This window comes from Adlercreutzia sp. ZJ473 (assembly GCF_013185065.1).
Lineage (GTDB): Bacteria > Actinomycetota > Coriobacteriia > Coriobacteriales > Eggerthellaceae > CAAEEV01.
In genome coordinates this window covers 25,411-43,701 of record NZ_JAAVTO010000001.1, presented here as the reverse complement: position 1 = coordinate 43,701, position 18,291 = coordinate 25,411, and the positions used below count along the sequence as shown (strand labels likewise).

General features: G+C 65.5%; 12 protein-coding genes. 4 read left to right on the top strand and 8 right to left on the bottom strand.

The annotated features are described in order from the left end of the window. Positions 1-10: 10 nt before the first annotated feature. On the bottom strand, positions 11-5,263 hold the full coding sequence (locus HRL41_RS00200; RefSeq protein WP_172134988.1) for an InlB B-repeat-containing protein: 5,253 nt from the start codon (positions 5,261-5,263) through the stop codon (positions 11-13). Positions 5,264-5,751: 488 nt separating this feature from the next. Here HRL41_RS00200 and HRL41_RS00195 point away from each other — a divergent pair, with 488 nt between their 5' ends. Next, positions 5,752-7,029, top strand: coding sequence for a (Fe-S)-binding protein (locus HRL41_RS00195; RefSeq protein ID WP_172134987.1), 1,278 nt, complete (start codon positions 5,752-5,754; stop codon positions 7,027-7,029). Between the two features lie 31 nt (positions 7,030-7,060). Beyond that, on the top strand, positions 7,061-8,449 hold the full coding sequence (locus tag HRL41_RS00190; protein WP_172134986.1) for an NAD(P)/FAD-dependent oxidoreductase: 1,389 nt from the start codon (positions 7,061-7,063) through the stop codon (positions 8,447-8,449). Positions 8,450-8,625: 176 nt separating this feature from the next. On the opposite strand, the gene HRL41_RS00185 is transcribed toward HRL41_RS00190, so the two are convergent. Then, a complete protein-coding gene (locus HRL41_RS00185) occupies positions 8,626-11,625 on the bottom strand; it encodes an FtsX-like permease family protein (RefSeq protein WP_172134985.1) in 3,000 nt (999 codons plus the stop codon). A gap of 10 nt (positions 11,626-11,635) precedes the next feature. Further along, positions 11,636-12,337, bottom strand: coding sequence for an ABC transporter ATP-binding protein (locus HRL41_RS00180; RefSeq protein ID WP_172134984.1), 702 nt, complete (start codon positions 12,335-12,337; stop codon positions 11,636-11,638). 295 nt (positions 12,338-12,632) lie between these two features. Between HRL41_RS00180 and HRL41_RS12270 the strand changes: the two genes are divergently transcribed. Both HRL41_RS12270 and HRL41_RS00170 read left to right on the top strand, forming a co-directional pair. After that, the gene (locus HRL41_RS12270) at positions 12,633-12,911 is read left to right on the top strand and encodes a helix-turn-helix domain-containing protein (RefSeq protein WP_172134983.1); all 279 of its coding nucleotides are present in this window, start codon (positions 12,633-12,635) and stop codon (positions 12,909-12,911) included. Positions 12,912-12,913: 2 nt separating this feature from the next. After that, positions 12,914-14,089 (top strand): type II toxin-antitoxin system HipA family toxin, encoded by a 1,176-nt coding sequence (locus tag HRL41_RS00170; RefSeq protein ID WP_216662430.1) that lies wholly within the window; start codon positions 12,914-12,916, stop codon positions 14,087-14,089. 145 nt (positions 14,090-14,234) lie between these two features. Here HRL41_RS00170 and rplW read toward each other — a convergent pair whose 3' ends face one another. From rplW to fusA, 5 genes are read right to left on the bottom strand one after another with little or no spacing between them, the layout of a single operon-like run. Next, a complete protein-coding gene (gene rplW / locus HRL41_RS00165) occupies positions 14,235-14,522 on the bottom strand; it encodes a 50S ribosomal protein L23 (RefSeq protein WP_172134982.1) in 288 nt (95 codons plus the stop codon). Next, on the bottom strand, positions 14,522-15,148 hold the full coding sequence (rplD, locus tag HRL41_RS00160; protein ID WP_165172940.1) for a 50S ribosomal protein L4: 627 nt from the start codon (positions 15,146-15,148) through the stop codon (positions 14,522-14,524). Before rplD ends, rplW begins: the two co-directional genes overlap by 1 nt. Positions 15,149-15,180: 32 nt before the next feature. Beyond that, on the bottom strand, positions 15,181-15,801 hold the full coding sequence (gene rplC / locus HRL41_RS00155; RefSeq protein ID WP_172134981.1) for a 50S ribosomal protein L3: 621 nt from the start codon (positions 15,799-15,801) through the stop codon (positions 15,181-15,183). Between the two features lie 15 nt (positions 15,802-15,816). After that, the gene (gene rpsJ, locus HRL41_RS00150; RefSeq protein WP_102377598.1) at positions 15,817-16,125 is read right to left on the bottom strand and encodes a 30S ribosomal protein S10; all 309 of its coding nucleotides are present in this window, start codon (positions 16,123-16,125) and stop codon (positions 15,817-15,819) included. Between the two features lie 36 nt (positions 16,126-16,161). Next, positions 16,162-18,279, bottom strand: a complete 2,118-nt coding sequence (gene fusA / locus HRL41_RS00145; RefSeq protein ID WP_172134980.1) for an elongation factor G — start codon at positions 18,277-18,279, stop codon at positions 16,162-16,164. Between the last annotated feature and the right edge of the window lie 12 nt (positions 18,280-18,291).

Below are 18,291 nucleotides of genomic sequence, written 5' to 3'. Positions count from 1 at the left end.
CAGCCCTTCCCTATTCGCTCTGGCTCGCGAACGCCGTCGCCGTCGCGCCCCGCGGAGCCATCGGGACCGGGCCGAGCCCGAAGCCCTCATGGGCAGGCTCCCTCGAAGGCGAGCCGTCGTCGCCCGCGATGTCGTCCTCGTACTTCTTGAGGCGGTGCGAGAACAGCGCGCGGCGAGCCGCCACGCATGCCGCGTAGACGAGCGTGACGATGATGCCGAGAATGATGTAGAGGTGCACCCAGCAGCTCACGTGGCGCTCGGCCAGCGGGGTGGCCTCGTCGCCGATGTCGGCGAGCGGCGTGGCGTCCTCGCCGATGACGATCTCGGCCGCGCCCTCGAGCGCGTCGACGAGAGGCGTGATGACGGGGGCGGCGGCCCCATCAGGCACCGTGCCAGGGATTTGCGCCGGCGTCGGCGGTGCCGGAATCACCGGAATGATGCTGCCGGGAGTCGTGCCGCCCGGAGCCGGCGTAGTGCCACCCGGAGCGGCGCCACCGGGAGTTGTGCCGCCGGGGCTGCCCGGCGTGGGGCCTTCGGGGGTCGTGCCGCCGGGCGTATCGGGCGCGGGCTCTTCAGAAACAGGCTCTTCGGTGATGGTGAAGGTGCCGGGAACGATTTCCACCGTGTAGTTCGGATTACTTGCATAGCTGGCCACAAGCACGTCGGGATACGAACCCACAGCCTCTTCGTCGCCAATGCGGTAGTAGGTGACGACGCCCAGATCGCCCTGGCTCATTAGGCCGGCAACCGAGCCTGCAAACGCTGGATCAGCCGTGCCGACTTGCTTGGAAGAGCTGTCGACCGTGATGATGGCGGGAGCAGGGTCAACGACCAACGTACCGTCCTTGACTTCAATGGCAAAGTTCCCCGTCACGTCGTTGCCGTCGGCATCGCGGACCACGACGTTCGACAGCGTGCTTGCGGAACTGCCTGCATTAGTCTGCTCACCCGAGATAACAGCCTCGGCCGTATATCCCGCCGGCAGCCCCTCGAAGACGGCGGCACCTGGGATAAGCGGTGCGCCATCATAGGTCTTCTGCCCGCTAGGAGCAATCGCGACAATTGAGCCGAGAGCGGCCGTCTTAACGTTAACCATATAGTCTCTGTCAACGCTGGGGATGGGCCCGAATGTGTAGGAGGTCGTGCCGGGTGCGACGCTCTGAGGTTCGCCGTTGACGGCGATCGAGACGATGCGATACCCACTCGCAGCCGTAAAGGTCATGGACTCGGAAGATGCCTGATAGCGTGCCTCTTGGTTGTTGCCTTCGACCGAACCGTCGTTGTCGATAACCCCATTCACCGCGTAGAGATCGCGGTCGTAGTACAGCCTAAGGACAAGTGAGCCATCGCCAGCGATGACGCCGGACTCAACCGAATCGCCAGTCATCACATGCGTAAAGCCCTTGTAATTCTTCGGCGCCGCTGTAACCTCAGCGCCTGCAGAACCCGTACCCTCCAGCATCTCGAACAGGGAGTAACCATCACCGACAACATCTTGACGGTAATGCTGCACTTCATACCTAGCATTGGGATTCGTCATCCACTGGGCGGTGTAGGTGACCGAGCCGGTGACGGTGCCGGCGACCTCGGGGCTCCAGCCCGTGAAGGTGTAGCCGGCGCGCGCCGGGGCGGTGGCGTCGCCCGCGCCGTCGAACGCGGGGGTGGCGGTGCCGTAGGTCAGGCTCTCGTGCTTCTGGTCGGCGAAGACCTCCTCGCCCTCGACGCCGTCGGTGTAGGTGACGGCGTAGACGTCCTGGGTCCACTGGGCGGTGTAGGTGACCGAGCCGGTGACGGTGCCGGCGACCTCGGGGCTCCAGCCCGTGAAGGTGTAGCCGGCGCGCGCCGGGGCGGTGGCGTCGCCCGCGCCGTCGAACGCGGGGGTGGCGGTGCCGTAGGTCAGGCTCTCGTGCTTCTGGTCGGCGAAGACCTCCTCGCCCTCGACGCCGTCGGTGTAGGTGACGGCGTAGACGTCCTGGGTCCACTGGGCGGTGTAGGTGACCGAGCCGGTGACGGTGCCGGCGACCTCGGGGCTCCAGCCCGTGAAGGTGTAGCCGGGCTGACCCTTGTAGGCCGGAGCGGCCGGGGTTTGAGCGCCGTAGTCGAGGCCCGAAGTGACCTGCTGTTTGGAGCCAGGCTTAGCGAGGTCTCCAGGCAGATAGGTTACCGTGAACTGCTTTTTGAAGTAGACCTTAAGCACAAGGGAGCCATCGCCGGCGATATTGCCGGAAAGCACGTTTTTAGCGTTCGTATCGAAGATGTAGTCATCTCGCAAGGGAACCCTATCCGTATCGGTCACAGTAGCTTTAGTGTCAGTGGTATCGGAACGCTCGACCGAAGAGTCGGCTACGGTAGAGTAAGTGCCATTGTCATTCATGTAGTAGTACTCGACCTTATACGGGGTGTCCCCATTCGGCTTCCATACGGCATAGAGCGTTGTGTTGGCGGCGTGCATCGTGTAGCTGGCCTTGTCAGTATATTTCACGCCTCCCTGAGGGCTAATCGCCCAACCTTCGAAGCTATAGCCAGCTCTCTTGAACTCGTTTGCCTTCAGTTCGAATGTCGTGGCAACCTCATGGGTTTCGGTATACGCATTATTCCCTTGCTCGGTCGCGCCACCATTGCCGTCATAAGTTAGGACAACATTTTGAGCTTTCCATATCGCATAGAGCGTGACGTCCGCGTTTGGCATCATGAAAGAGGTGGTTTCACCAGATTTGTACTGAGGCTCAGATGCCGTGGCGCTATCGCTCCAGCCGAGGAACGTATAGCCTGAGCGAGATGGAATCATATTGAAGTTTACATTGACGGTAGATCCCTCTGTATACGTGCTCCTCTCCGGAACGCGGCTGTCTCCCCCGTTGGGATCATAGGTGACCGTATGGCTCGAGAGATTCTGGATGATGCCATCCACATTGTAGTGAGGCCCAAGATAATAATCGTCAAGTTTCTTGATAACATACCAGGTTACCTTCTGTTTTGCGGGGTCAAAAGTGACCTGATTACCCGGATTTTTCGCATTCCAATCGTTCACAGCCGCCGTAATATCATCATTGGTCGGCCCCACTCCGATGTTGGCCTCAACGGCAGCAAGGTTGTTGTTTATCGCTATATCGGATTTCACCCTGCCAGTACCTGACGACCAAAGGATGCCATGGCCGCAACCTCCCGAAGGGAAGTATTTCGAATGCGACGCAGCGTCAGGCTCATAGGGCATCTCTCCATCTATACGGATGAAGTACTCCGCTCGAACCGCCTGGTTTGGGCTCGGATTGTTCGAGAGCCAGATCGCATAGTAGGTCTGGCCATCCTCGACAGCGATTTGCTGGGGCGTGTAGTTCGAGCCGTTGCCGGCCTTATTCGTCGACCACCCGACAAAGGTATGCCCCTCGTTCACAAAGTCTGTACTCGCTATTCCCGGCAAGGTGTACTTTCCGTCTGAGAACTCCCTCGTGAAGGCCGTACCTGTCGCGCCCATCTCGCTATTCGGATCGAACCTGATCGTGCCTTGCTTCACGCTCTGGGAAGCCTCTGCGGAGAACAGGCTCAAGCCCGCGATGACGTAGTCGGTGAAGTGGTCCACGTCGAAGCTCTGGACGTCGGAAGTGGCCTGGCGGGTGCCGATGGTCTCCACCTTGGCAGCGTCGTCGGAGACGCGGTAGACGCCGACCTCCTCGCCCTCGACGCTCGCGTTGAAGAAGCACACATTCACGGCGCCGTCAGGCTGGATGGTGTTGCCGTCCTTGTCGAGGAGAGTCACGTCGATGGCCACGGCGTCTTGGAGCTCCTTGCCCTGTGCCTCCACCTTGTCGCTCACGGCGTCGATCACGTCTTGGCGCTCGACGGCGACGGCCTCCACGGCAGTGCCCTCGGGGAGGATGCCTTCGCCGGCGGTCACCTTGACGATCACGTCGCCCACGTAGGCGTAGCCCTCGAAGGCGGGGCTGCTCACGTCGGCGTGGACGGTGACGACCTCATCGTCGGCAGCGGCCTTGTCATCGTCGGCAGCGGCCTTGCCATTGTCAGCGGCCTCAACCTTGTCAACGACCTCGTCATCAGCCGCAGCTTCGTCCTTGCCAGCGGCCTCGTCATCGGCAGGCTTGCCGTCAGACGCCGCTTTGTCGTTGTCGTCAGTCGCTTCGTCAGCAGAGGCTTTGTCGGCAGGCTCTGCGTCGTCAGCCACTTCGTCGGCTGCAGCTTCGACGTCGTCAGCATCCTCGCCGTCAACTGCGTCTTCCTTGCCGTTCGCATCTTTGCCATCAGCATCAGCCTGGCCGTCAGCGTCAGTTGCATCATTTTCGCCAGCTCCAGCGCTGGCGCCCTGAGGCTCAGCGGGGTTCTCAGCAGGCTCGACAGACTCGTTTTCAGGAGATTCGGAGCCTTCGGACTCGGAAGCTTCAGGTGTTTCGACTTCGGGAGCCTTGACAGCATCAGACGGCTCTGACGCCTCCGACGCCTCAGAAGCCTCTGGGATCTCGGACTCACCTTCGGACGCGGTCACAGCTTCAGGCTCACCCCCAGTCGCAGCCTCTTTCCCAGCCTCAGCTCCAGCCTCGCCCTCGGTCCCGGCCTCAGGCTCGCCAGCCTTCCCTTCCGCCTTGATGTCGGTTTCGTTGGTTATGGGAGTCGTGTCAGATGCCGGAGCAGCTTCGGCGGCCTCGTCGGCTTCGACCTTGACCACCACCACGAGGGTGCTGTTGACGTGGTCGGCGGCTATCGCAGACACATCGCCCTGGGTGGAGATGGGGACGTTCTCGGTCGCGGAGTTCTTCGCCTTGATGCTGGCGATCTTGTAGCCGGCGTTAGCGTTGGCGCGGAACGTGAGATCCTTCGACTTCTCGATCTTCATCTGGATCTTCTTGGTGCCGGCGAGCTTCTGCCCCTTCACCTCGACGTAGGCGTTCTCAAGGTCGAAGGTGACCACGGCCTCGTCAAGGTTCGCCTCGACAAGCGGCGGGGTGGGAAGGACGGCATGCGGGTCATGCGCAACCGCCGCCGTGCTGGAAGCCGACGGGGCAGCCTTCTTCTCGCCCGCGGACTCCTTCGTGTCGCCAGAAGTGGCGGATTCGGACGCAGCGGTGCCTTTGCTCTTGTCGGCGGACGTGGTCGGATCAGCCTGCTCGGTCTTGGCGTCTTTGCTCACGACGCCTCCGGCCTCAGCAAACGCGAACACGTTCGTCACGCTGAGCACGAGGGCAACCGACAGGAGAACCGAGAGAACCTTGCCTTCGAACGTTCCCTTCGCATCGACCAGTCGCTCAAACATTCCAACCACCCGAATCTCCCATGCGGCTTCCCACCTGCCGCGAGGCCTCCGATTGTGATTTTTCACAATCTCTTCACGCTTTGGCGGGGCGATCGGCGCAAAACGCGCCTCCGCCAAGCTCCTCATCCCTAGACCAATTCGTCACGCTCTTCGTTTTCGCAGGTCATAAGCTTGCACATGCATCGTGACAAAAAAGTATACGGCTGTTTACACTTGTACAATATGATATCACCGGCTATTGACAGAAGAATTCTCCTTTGCTACGAGATTCATGGCGTTTGTTACATCCTAGAAAGCTGGGGCATGCGTCCCAGGCCATTGATCGGGCCTGACGGCACGGCCGGAGCGAGGATCAGCATCTGCTTTGCGCAGGGTTGGGAAGTGGGGTATCGTATGGGGCTGCAGCTTTATACGCCTCCGCACAGCGATCACCGCTCGCCGATCGCCGCTCACACGCGGAGGCGCCGCTTGACGAGGAGGACAACGCCATGGGCTTGCTCGAACGCTCTGACGCCTATTGGAAGTTTTTGGGGCAGTGCACCCAGTGCGGCCACTGCGTGGACGCGTGCTCGTCGCTCACCAGCGCGAACATGACGCTCGGCGAGATCGCCCGGGCGCTTCTGGCCCACGAGCGCGCCGCCGGGTCGCGCGAGGACCTCGCCGCGCGCATCTTGGGCGACGGGGCGCTCATGCAGGCCGTGCGCGGCTGCTTCTTCTGCACCTCGTGCAAGAACACCTGCTTCGCGCACAACGACGTGTGCGACCTCATCTACAACGCGCGCGTGGACTTCCAAAGCCTCGGGCTCATCGAGCGCGGCGCCTGGTCGAGCGTGATGGTGGACCAGGAGTGGGACATCTTCACCGCGTACCGCGCCATCCACGGCATCGGCTTTGCCGACCTGGTGCGCCATGCGGAATCCGAGGGGCATGCCGCCGAGACCGACTGCGCGGTGGCGTTCTTCCCCGGCTGCTCGCTGGCCGCCTACGGCCCCGACCTCACGCGCGAGATCTTCGCCACCATGGAGGAGCTCGGCGGGAAGACCACCCTGATCGACCACTGCTGCGGCTCGCCCCTGAAGAGCGCCGGCTTCTTCGAGCGCGCCGAGGCGCTGTGCGACCGCATCGCCGACGAGGTGGCCCTCTCGGGCGCGCGCGAGATCGTGTGCGTGTGCCCGGGGTGCGCGAACGCCATGCGCTCGACGCTCGGGCGCCGCGGGCTTGACGTGGCGGTCACCCTGCTGCCGGCGTTTCTGACCGCGCACGGCTTCACGGGCAAGCGCGCGCTGCCCGAGGGCACGCTCTGCCTGTCGAAGTCGTGCCAAGACCGCGACGGGCGCTACCTCGAGGAGACGTGCCGCGCGCTCGGCGTGGAAGCGGACGCGAGCACGGCTTGCGGGGCCTGCGGGGCAACTGGCGCAACGCCCGGCACGCTTGGCGCGGCGGACGGCGCGCCCGGCGCGATCACCATCTTCAACGGGTGCTGCGGCGCAGGCGGCGCGGTGAGCGCGTTCGACCCCAACCGCCAGGCGAGCCAGGCCGACTCCAAGCTCTCCTTCGCCCCCGACGGCTCGACGGTGGTCACCATGTGCCCCACCTGCACCTACACCTACGCCTTCCGCCTGATGAGCGAGCCGCGCGACGTGGCGAACAAGCACTACACCGAGCTTCTGTTCGAGAACCAGCTCGACTGGGACACGGTGTTCGCCCAGCTCGGCGGCATGTGGTCCGGCGAGTACGGGCCTTGGCTCGCCCAGGTTTTCGCGTGACGGCGCCCAAGAGATCATGAGGAGTGAGAAGATGAGCAGAATCGAGCAAGCCGGCCTTTCGCAGGACGATCAAGCCGCGAAGGCCGAAGGGGCTGCGGGCGCCTCTGCAGGCGCGAGCGCCTCCGTGGGTCAGGAGAACGCCGCGGGCGCCGTCCCTGTGCGCGTGGCCGTCATCGGATACGGCACGGCGGGCGTGAACGCGCTCATCGCGCTGCGCCGCGCGGGCTACGCCGGGGACGTCCACGTGTTCTCGGACGCGGCCACGCTCCCCTACAGCCCCATCCTCACCTCCTACTACGCGGGCGGCGAGAAGGCCTACGAGGAGTGCTTCCCGTGGAGCGCCGACGAGCTCGCCTGCCTGGGCGCCGAGGTGCACCTGGGCTGCCCCGTCACCGCGCTCGACGTCGCCGCGCACCTCATCCGCACGCCGCAAGGCGACTTCTCGTACGAGAAGTGCCTGATCGCCTCAGGCGCGCACCCCTCCACGGCGGGCTTCCCCGCGACGGAGGGCTACGAGCCCCTGGTGCTGCGCACGCTCGACGACGCCTGCCGGCTCAAGCGCGTGCTCGAGGACGACGCCTGCCGCCGCGTGCTGGTGAGCGGCGCGTCCATGGTGGCGCTCAAGTCGCTCGAGGCGTGCCTGCGCCACGGCGTTACATGCACGCTCGTGGGCATGAACCCGCACGTGCTCGACTTCAACGCGCTGCCCGCAGCCGCCGAGCGGTTCGAGCGCGGGCTTGTCGCGAAGGGGATCGAGCTGCGGCTCGGGCAGACCATCAAGAGCGTGGAGGTCGCGGCCGCCGACGCCACGGCCGCCGCCCCCTCCGGCAAGCTCGCGGTCACCTTCTCCACCGGCGAGACGGACTGCTTCGACGAGATCATCGTGGCGCACGGCGTGAGGTCGAACCTCGGCTTCCTGCCCCAAGGCGCGCTCGAGGTCGACCGCGCGCTCCTCGTCGACGAGTTCATGCGCACGAGCGACCCCGACGTGTACGCCGCAGGCGACGTGGCCCAGGCCCTCGAGCTGGTGTCGGGTGAGCGCCGCGTGGTGGGCATCTGGAAGAGCGCCGCGCTCCAGGGCGCGTGCGCGGGAGCGGCCATGGCCGCCGAGCTCGCCGGGAGCGCGCCGCAGGCGGCTGACGCCTACCCGGGCAGCATCCCCACGAACACCATCGCCGTCTCGGGCACGCTGTTCATCTCGGCGGGAAGCGTGGAGATGGGCGAAGGACGCCGCGCGGAGATTCTCGAGGACGGCGACATGACGGTCGTCTACGTGTACGAGGACGCGGGCGACGGCGGGGAGCGCCTCGTGGGCTTCAACGTGACCTGCGACGAAGACGTCGCCGGCAGCCGCGCCTACGACACCGGCGCCATGCTCACCCTCCGCATCGAAGCCGCCTGCCGTCGTCAGAGCATCTGAGTCGCATCTCGTTCGCAAGCGTCAGCGAGAAGGGCTGAGGTGCCCTCAATTGCCCCGCCTTGGCACCAAGCGGCCTTCGCGCCGCGCAGCGTGCCAAACAAGGGGCAAGGGTGGGTGCCTCGGCCCTTCGCAGCGTCGAGCAGTTCCGCCCGCTCCGTCAGGACGGGCGGAATGATCTATTCGTTGCTCTTGAGGCTCTCCACCATGTTGACCTTCGCCAGCTTGCCGCGCATGACCAGCATGACGAAGGCGGCGAACGCGAGCGTGAGCGCGAAGGCCGCCGCGAAGCTCGCGGCGTGGATCTCGCGGCCGAACATCACGTAGTCCACCTCGGCGGTGACCACCACGAAGCCCTCGAGCACAATGCCGAGGAGCAGCCCCGCCACGCACCCGATGACGGTGAGCAGCATGGTCTCGCGGTAGATGTAGAGGTCCACCTCGCGGCGGGTGAAGCCGAGCACCTTCAGCGTGGCGATCTCGCGGACGCGCTCGGTGATGTTGATGTTGGTGAGGTTGTACAGCACGATGAACGCGAGCGCCGCCGCGGCCACCACCAGCACCACGACCACCATGTTCACGCTCTTGAGCATGGTGCGGTACGTGTCGATCGTCTCGTCGTTGAACGTGACCGTCTTCACGCCGTCGACCGCACGCGCGGCCTCGGCGAACGCCTCGTGCGCCGACGCGCTTGAGCCCACGGTGCCGAACAGCGTGCGGTACTCAGGTGATCGCCCGAAGACGGTCCCGTAGGCCTCCTCGCCCACGAACGCGTAGTTGGCGATGTAGTTCTCCGCCACGCCCGTCACCTTGAGCGCGCGTCCCGCCCCTGCGGCGTTGCCCATGACGTCCTGCTCGAAGAGCACGAGCTCGTCCCCCACGCCGATGCCGAGCGTCGAGGCGAGCTTCTCGGTGACCACCACGCTCTCGCCGTCGAGCGCCACGGGCGCATGCCCCATGCGCTCGCGCAGGGCCCACAGATCCGTGAAGGCGTCCGGGTCCTCGGGCACGACCATCGTCATGCGCACGTCGGCGCCCGCCTGCGTGCGCGCGACCATGGGCTCCTCCTGCGCCAGCGCGCTTACGCCCACGTGCTCCCCCACCTCGTCGAGCACGTCCTCGTCGGCGGCGGCGTCCGCGGTGACCACCACGTTGTAGCTCACGATCTCGCCGAACTGCTTGTCGATGATGTCGTTGATGGAGTCCTGCAGCCCCAGCCCCGTGAGCAGGAGCGCCGTGCAGCCCGCGATGCCGATGACCGTCATGACGAAGCGCTTCTTGTAGCGGAAGAGGTTGCGGAGGGTGACCTTCCAGCTGAACGACGCGCGCCGCCACAAAGGCCGGATGCGCTCGATCAGGATGCGCTTGCCCGCCTTCGGCGCGCGCGGCAGCATGAGGTGCGCGGGCTGCTCGCGCAGCGTGGCAGCTGCGGCGGCGAACGTGGCGAGAAGCGTCACGCCCACGCCGAGCCCCGCGGCGGCGAGCGCGATGGGCGCGTCGATGGGCAGCGCCGCGGGCGGCACGGCGTAGATGATCGAGTACGCCTCCATGATGACGGCCGGCAGCACCTGGCTCATGAGGGCGATGCCCGCGACGCTGCCCGTCACGGAGGCCGCCGCGGCGTAGACGAGGTACTTCGAGGTGATGCGCGCACGCGAGTAGCCGAGCGCCTTGAAGGTGCCGATGAGCACGCGCTCCTCCTCCACCATGCGCGTCATGGTGGTGAGCGCCACGAGCGCCGCCACCAGGAAGAAGATGAAGGGGAACACCTGCGCGATGGAGTCGATGCGGTGCGCGTCGGACTCGAAGCTCACCGCGCCGGTGAGCTTGGCGCGATCCATCACGAGCCACGCGGCGTCGTCTTCGGCGAGGCCGTCGAGCGCCTCCTGCGAGCGGTTGATCTCGTCCTCGGCGCTCGCGAGCTGGCTCTCGGCCTCGACGCGCGACTCCTCGTAGCGCGCGAGGTTGCGCTCGTAGGCCGCCTTCCCCTCCGCCAGCTGCGCGCGGGCGTCCTCGAGCTGGTCGGCCGCCTGGGAGAGCGCCTGCTCGGCGGCGGCGAACTGCGCGATCGCCTGGGCGCGGCGCCCCGCGAGCTCGGCGCGGGCGCCGCCGAGGTAGACCTCGGCGCCCTCGACGCCGGCGCTCTGCTCCTGCTGCGCGTCGATCTGCGCCTCGGCGGCGTCAAGCTGCTCGGTGACCGCGGCGCGCTGACGCGCCAGCTCGGCAGTGCCCGCGTAGTAGTCGGCCTGCCCCTGCGCGATGCGCGCCTCGCTCGCCTCGATGGCGGCGGCCGCCTCGTCGAGCTGCGCCTGGGCGTCATCGAGCTCGGCATATGCGCGGTCGCGCTCGGCGGCGTATTCGGCACGCGCCTCGTCGAGGGTGGCCTGGGTCTGCGCGCGGAAGCGCGCGAGGCTTCCCGGCGCGCGCTCGGCGGACACGCCCTCCGCGTTCGCGCAGGCCGCGTCGACGAGGCGCTGGTACGCCTCGTCTCCCGAGAACTCGTCCTTCGCGCCTTCCACCAGCGCGAACGCCTCCGCGTAGGGCACGTCCTCGCAGAACGCGCCGGGAAGCACGTACATGAACTGCTGGATGCTGCCCGAGCCGAGCGAGGTGGAGCCCATGGCCGTCGAGGCCACGTAGTAGGGCGCGTGCGCGAAGCCCACGACCGTGAACGTGCGCGTGACGAGCGTGTCGTCGAGCTCCTGGGTGCACTCGGTGAGCGTGACGGCGTCGCCGACGCCCACGGGCGAGCCCATCACGCGGTCGGCCGAGATCACGCACTCGTCGGCGCGCTCGGGCAGGCGCCCTTCCGCGAGCTCAAGCCGGTTGAGCTCGGGCGAGCCCTCCTCGGCGAGCGAGTGCACGCGCACGGCGTACTGCTCGCCGCCCATGGTGGCCATGACGTCGGTCTCGTACGCCGGCATGACGGCCGACACGCCCTCGACCGCGCGCAGCGCCTCTACGTCCGCCTCCTCGAGGCCGAGCGGCGCCACCACGCGCACGTCGCAGAGGTCCGAGCCGTCGTAGTACGCGTCGGCGGACAGCAGCATGTCGGGGCACGTCATGCGCAGCCCCGCGTAGAAGCCGCAGCCGAGGGCCACGATGGCGGCGATGGCCACGAAGCGCCCGAGCGAGCCCGTGACGGAGCGCAGGAGGTTTTTGCCGAACGAGCTGGTCACGCGCGCAGCCTCACCACTCGAGCGTCTCGGCCGAGGCGGGGTGCGCGTTGACCTCCATGGCGGCCACGCGCCCTTCGCGCACGTGGATCACGCGGTCGGCGATGGCCGTGAAGGCGGAGTTGTGCGTGATGACCACCACGGTGCGCCCCGTGGCGCGGCAGGTGTCCTGCAGAAGCGCCAAGATGGCCTTGCCCGTCTGGTAGTCGAGGGCGCCCGTGGGCTCGTCGCACAGCAGCAGCTTGGGGTTCTTCGCGAGCGCGCGGGCGATGGCCACGCGCTGCTGCTCGCCGCCGGAGAGCTGCCCGGGGAAGTTGTCGGCGCGATGGCCGAGCCCCACCTGGGCGAGCACCTCGTCGGCGTCGAGCGGCTCGGGGCAGATCTGGCTCGCCAGCTCCACGTTCTCGCGCGCCGTGAGGTTCTGCACGAGGTTGTAGAACTGGAACACGAAGCCGATGTCGAGCCGGCGGTACTGCGTGAGCGCGCGCTCGTCCATGCCGCTGATCTCGCGCCCGTCGAGCGTGATGGAGCCGCTCGTGCAGCCGTCCATGCCGCCGAGCATGTTGAGCAGCGTGGTCTTGCCGGCGCCCGACGGCCCCACCACCACGACGAACTCGCCGCGCTCGATCTCAAAGCTCATCCCGTCGACGGCGGCCACCTCGACCTCGCCCATGCGGTAGACCTTGCTCACCTCGCGAAACTCAACGAAAGCCACGCCCCGCGCTCCTCACTTCGCCTCTGTCCTTTTCCCTTACGATACACGATCAGCCCGCCGAAGAGCCCGCCTGCGCCTACCCGCCCACGGAAAAACCGCGCCGCGCAGGCAAGTCCAAGACGTCGACGGCGTCCAGAACGCTCGCCGCACGCCTAAGCCAAAGCGCACCCGAGATGCCCGCAATGTGTCCTTCACCCTTGACGAATCATCGAACAGCGTATGTCTCGAAAACTTAAAAGGCTCATATTAGCGCCCTTTCTTGTGATTTCTCATCATCAGAGCTAAAATATGAGTCATGATAAGTTTTGAGCAACAGACCCCTTGCGAGATTGCCGCTGCGCTGGCGCAGCGTGTCCGGGCGCGGCGCCGAGAGCTCGGACTCACCCAGACGCAAATGAGCAGGAAGGCGGGCATGAGCTTGGGATCGTACAAGCGGTTCGAGCAGACGCATCAGATCTCGCTTGAGTCGCTCATCAAGATCTCGATCGCCCTGAACCGCGAGGATGACTTCGACGTGCTCTTCGCGAAAAGGGAGTATGCCTCCATCCAAGACGTCATCAACGCAAGAAGATAGCCATGCCCACGCAGCCCATGTCGCCTCCTCCGTTCGCCGAAGAACCCGAGTCCCTCAACGTCGTCCACCGAGGGCGCGTCGTCGGAACGCTCGCACAAGACCCTGAGGGTCTGCTCGCGTTTGAATACAGCGACGAGTGGCTCGCCAACGGCTTCAGCATCAGCCCGTTCAGCCTCCCGCTTGAAAAGCGCGTGTTCGTTGCCAAGCCCCATCCACTCGACGGGATGTTCGGCGTGTTCGACGACAGCCTGCCTGACGGATGGGGGCGCCTCCTCGTCGACAGGCTCCTGCAGCGCCACGGCTCAAATCCCTTCGAGATAGGAGCCCTCGCACGTCTCTCCATTGTTGGCGCAAGCGGCCTCGGCGCGCTTGAATACGTCCCCGCAGCACAGCTTGGCAACTCCCAGGGCCCTGGGGATCTCGACGGCATCGCCGCGGAATGCGCGCGCTTGCTGAGCACTGATTTCTCAGATGACCTCGATGCGCTGTTCGCCCTCGGCGGATCATCGGGAGGCGCGAGGCCGAAGATCATGACGGAGATCGGCGGCGAGGATTGGATCATCAAGTTCCCCTCCTCGCATGACGACGCCGACATCGGCCTGCACGAGTACCGCATGGCCTGCGCCGCCCAACGCTGCGGCATCGTCATGCCCGAAACGAAGCTCTTCCCCTCCCGAAAGTGCGCCGGATACTTCGGCGTCCGACGGTTCGACCGACGTGTCGACGCGCAAGGCGACACCCGCAAGGTCCATATGGTCTCCGCTGGCGGCCTGCTTGAGACGTCGCACCGCATTCCCAACCTCGACTACGACTTGCTCATGCGCTTGATCCTGCGGCTCACAGACAGCTTCGACAGCATCGAGCAGCTCTACCGCCTCATGTGCTTCAACGTGTTCGCCGAGAACAGGGACGACCACGCCAAGAACTTCTCGTTCCTCTTCGACGAGGACAAGGGCGCCTGGGAGCTTTCCCCCGCCTACGACCTCACGCGAAATGAGGGCATGAACGGGGAACGCGCCACCACCGTGAACGGGAAGGGACGCGGCATCGAGCACGCCGACCTCGTGGCAGTCGGGCAGCGCGCGGGAATGAGCGCGCACGAGGCGCGTGCCGTCGCAAGCGAGGTGGAGGAAGCGGTCCGCGCAAGCCTGCAAGGATCAAAGAGGGTCAAATCATAGCAGCCAGATGACGCGCCCGCCGCACCCGCGCGAACCCACCTCGCACGCGCCTCCCCCGACACGCAAAAGAGGCACCCTCGCGGGTGCCTCCCTTCGCTGCGATATGGCGCGCCCTGCGGCGCTCCTACGCTTGCCTTAGCTCGCCTTAGCTGGCGAAGATCTCGATGGTGTCGCCTTCCTTCAGCGTGACCATGGCCTTCTTCCAGGTGCGGGTGCGGCCGATGGGGCCGCGCAGGCGCTTCGGCTTGGACTTCACGTTGAGGGTGTTCACCTTCGTGACCGTCACGTCGAAGATGGCCTCGACGGCCTGACGGATCTCGACCTTGTTGGCGTCCTTGGCCACCTCGAAGGTGAAGGTGTTCTTCTCCATCATGTCATAGCTGTGCTCCGTGATGACGGGGCGGATGATGACCTCGCGGGGATCCTTGTTCATTATGCAAGCACCTCCTCGATGCGAGCCAGGCAGGTGTCAACGATCACGAGCGCCTTGTTGTCAATGAGCTCGTAGGTGTTGATGTCACCCACGGGGACGATGTTCACCTCGGGGATGTTGCGGAACGACAAGAACGTCTCCACATCCTCGTTGCCGATGATGAGCGTGATGCGCTTGCCCTCGAGGCCGAGCGCCTTCAGGGCCGCCACGGCGTCCTTGGTGCGGGGCTTCTCGAAGCCGAAGTCCTTCACGACCACGAGCTCGCCGTCAGCCAGCTTGGCGGAGAGCGCAGAGCGCATGGCCAGCTTGACCTCCTTGCGGTTGACCTTCATCTCGTAGGAACGAGTGTGGGGGCCGAACACGACGCCGCCGCCCTTCCACTGGGGAGCGCGGATGGTGCCCTGGCGGGCACGGCCGGTGCCCTTCTGGCGCCACGGCTTCCTGCCGCCGCCGCGGACCATGCCGCGGGTGCGGGTGTTAGCGGTGCCCTGTCGCCAGGAGGCGCGCTGCGCCGTGACGACGTGGTGCATGACGTGAACGTTCGGCTCGATGCCGTACACGGACTCTGCGAGCTCAGCGGTGCCGGCTGCAGCGCCCTTCACGTCCTTGATCTCAATGGTTGTCATAGTATTAGCAGCTCCTTAACGTAAACGAGAACTTAAGCCATGCGAACGCGCACGATGCCGTTCTTGCCACCCGGAACCGCGCCCTTGACCAGGATGAGGTTCTGGTCCTCGTCGATGCGAACGACCTCGAGGTTCTTCACGGTGACGGTGTCGCAGCCCATGTGGCCCGGGAGCTTGAGGCCCTTGAACACACGGGAGGGCGTGGCGCACTGGCCCACGGAACCCGGAGCGCGATGGAAGTGCGCGCCATGGCCGCCCGGGCCGCCGCGGAATCCCCAGCGCTTCATGACGCCGGCGAAGCCCTTGCCCTTCGAGGTGCCCTGGACGTCGACCTTCTTGACGTCGGTGAACGCGGCCACGGTCTGCAGGTCGCCCGCCTTATAGTCGGCGGCGTTCTCCACGCGAACCTCGCGCAGGTAGCGCTTCGGCTCGATGCCCTGCTTCTCGAAGTGACCGGCCATGGGGCGGTTGACGCGGCGCGGCTTCACGTAGCCGAACGCCAGCTGGACAGCCTCGTAGCCGTCGGTCTCGGCGGTCTTCACCTGGCAGACCACGTTGGGCTCAGCCTGGATGACCGTCACGGGGACGACGGTGTCGTCCTCGGCGAAGATCTGGGTCATGCCGATCTTCTTGCCAAAAATAGCGTTAATCATGTTCGAGCAACCCCCTTACAGCTTGATCTCGATGTCAACGCCAGCAGGAAGATCGAGGCGCATCAGCGAGTCGACCGTGTTCGGGGTCGGCTCGAGGATGTCGATCAGGCGCTTGTGCGTGCGCATCTCGAACTGCTCGCGAGAGTCCTTGTTGACGTGCGGCGAGCGGATGACGCAGTACATGTTGCGCTCCGTCGGCAGCGGAATAGGACCGGAAACCTTGGCACCCGTCTTCTGGGCGGTGTCGACGATGAGCTTCGTGGACTGATCCACGATCTCATGATCGTATCCCTTGAGTCGGATGCGAATCTTTTGATTAGCCACTTACCTTACCTCCAAAGATAGCCTGTTGCGGGGCGCTTACGCGTTTCCGCCAGCCTTGCTGATGATTTCTTCCTGAACGCTCTTGGGAACCGGCTCGTAGGAGTCGAACTGCATGGTGTACACCGCGCGACCCTGAGTGCCGGAACGCAGGTCGGTGGCGTAGCCGAACATGTTGCCGAGCGGCACCTTCGCGCTGATCACGTTGGCGTTGCCGCGCTTGTCCTGGCCCTGGATCATGCCGCGGCGGCTCGGGATGTCGCCCATGACGAAGCCGGTGTACTCCTCGGGGGTCTCGACCTCGACGGCCATGACCGGCTCGAGGATGACCGGGTTGGACTTGCGCAGCGCGTCCTTGATGGCCATGGAGCCGGCGACCTTGAACGCAGCCTCGGAGGAGTCGACGTCGTGGTAGGAGCCGTCGATGAGCTCGACCTTCACGTCCTCGACCGGGTAGCCGGCCAGGACGCCGGAGTTCAGCGCCTCCTGGATGCCCTTGTCGATGGACGGGATGTACTCCTTGGGAACCACGCCGCCCACGATCTTGTTGACGAACTCGTAGCCCGCGCCCGGCTCCTGCGGGTACATGTTGATGACCGCATGGCCGTACTGGCCGCGACCGCCGGACTGGCGCACGAACTTGCCCTCGGCGTTGAGGACCTCCTTGCCCGGGCGCTCGCGGTAGGCGACCTGGGGCTTGCCCACGTTCGCCTCGACCTTGAACTCGCGCAGCAGGCGGTCGACGATGATCTCGAGGTGCAGCTCGCCCATGCCGGCGATGATGGTCTGACCGGTCTCGTGGTTGGTGGACACGCGGAACGTCGGGTCCTCCTCGGCGAGCTTCTGCAGGGCGATGGACATCTTGTCCTGCTCGGCCTTCGTCTTCGGCTCGACGGCGATGTCGATGACCGGGTCGGCGAACTCCATGGACTCCAGGACGATGGGGGCGTCCTCGGCGCACAGGGAGTCACCCGTGGAGGTGTCCTTGAGGCCCACGACAGCCACGATGTCGCCCGCGGAGCAGCTGTCGATGTCGACGCGCTGGTTGGAGTGCATCTGCAGCAGGCGGCCGATGCGCTCCTTCTTGCCCTTGACGGCGTTCGTCACGTAGCTGCCGGAGTCGAGCTTGCCCGAGTACACGCGCAGGTAGGTGAGCTTGCCGACGTAGGGGTCGGTCATGATCTTGAACGCCAGGGAGGCGAACGGCGCCTTCGGGTCGGCCGGGCGCTCCTCCTCCTCGCCGGTGTCGGGGTTGGTGCCCTTGATGGGCGGGATGTCGACCGGGGACGGCATGTAGTCGACCACCGCGTCGAGCAGCTCCTGCACGCCCTTGTTCTTGTAGGCGGAGCCCACGAACACGGGGTTGATCTGGCAGGCGATGACGCCCTTGCGGAGGGCGGCCTTCAGCTCCTCGACTGAGACCTCCTCCTCCATGAGGACCTTCTCCATGAGATCGTCGTCGCAGTCGGCGGCGGCCTCAAGGAGCTCCTGGCGGTAGAGCTCGGCGTCTTCGGCGAACTCGGCCGGGATGGCGTCCATGGGCTCGGGGTAGGTCATGCCCTTGTCGTCGGCCTTGAAGTCCCACGCGGTCATGGTCACCAGGTCGATGACGCCCCAGAACTTGTCCTCGGCGCCCATCGGGATCTGGGCGGCCACGGCGTTCGCGTCGAGGCGGTCGCGCATGGTCTGGATGGCGTGGAAGAAGTCAGCGCCCACGCGGTCGTACTTGTTGATGAAGGCGATGCGCGGAACGCCGTAGCGCTCGGCCTGGCGCCAGACCGTCTCGGACTGGGGCTGCACGCCGGCGACGGCGTCGAACACGGCGACGGTGCCGTCGAGCACGCGCAGGGAGCGCTCCACCTCGGCGGTGAAGTCAACGTGGCCGGGGGTGTCGATGATCTGGAAGCGATACTCCTTGCCGTCAGCCGCACCGCCGGGGTACTTCCAGAAGCACGTGGTGGCGGCGGCGGTGATGGTCACGCCGCGCTCCTGCTCCTGGACCATCCAGTCCATGGTCGCGGCGCCGTCGTGGACTTCGCCGATCTTGTGAGTCTTGCCTGTGTAGTAGAGGATGCGCTCGGTGGTGGTCGTCTTGCCCGCGTCGATGTGGGCCATGATGCCGATGTTGCGCGTATCCCTCAGATCGATCTTTGCCATGTTCACTCTCAC

What these genes read in the sequence shown, in the direction of transcription:
- HRL41_RS00190 (WP_172134986.1), top strand. Translation starts at nt 7,061, where the DNA reads ATGAGCAGAATCGAGCAAGCCGGCCTTTCGCAGGACGATCAAGCCGCG.
- HRL41_RS00195 (WP_172134987.1), top strand. Translation starts at nt 5,752, where the DNA reads ATGGGCTTGCTCGAACGCTCTGACGCCTATTGGAAGTTTTTGGGGCAG.
- rplD (WP_165172940.1), bottom strand. Translation starts at nt 15,148, where the DNA reads ATGACAACCATTGAGATCAAGGACGTGAAGGGCGCTGCAGCCGGCACC.
- HRL41_RS00200 (WP_172134988.1), bottom strand. Translation starts at nt 5,263, where the DNA reads ATGTTTGAGCGACTGGTCGATGCGAAGGGAACGTTCGAAGGCAAGGTT.
- rplC (WP_172134981.1), bottom strand. Translation starts at nt 15,801, where the DNA reads ATGATTAACGCTATTTTTGGCAAGAAGATCGGCATGACCCAGATCTTC.
- rplW (WP_172134982.1), bottom strand. Translation starts at nt 14,522, where the DNA reads ATGAACAAGGATCCCCGCGAGGTCATCATCCGCCCCGTCATCACGGAG.
- HRL41_RS00170 (WP_216662430.1), top strand. Translation starts at nt 12,914, where the DNA reads ATGCCCACGCAGCCCATGTCGCCTCCTCCGTTCGCCGAAGAACCCGAG.
- fusA (WP_172134980.1), bottom strand. Translation starts at nt 18,279, where the DNA reads ATGGCAAAGATCGATCTGAGGGATACGCGCAACATCGGCATCATGGCC.
- HRL41_RS12270 (WP_172134983.1), top strand. Translation starts at nt 12,633, where the DNA reads ATGATAAGTTTTGAGCAACAGACCCCTTGCGAGATTGCCGCTGCGCTG.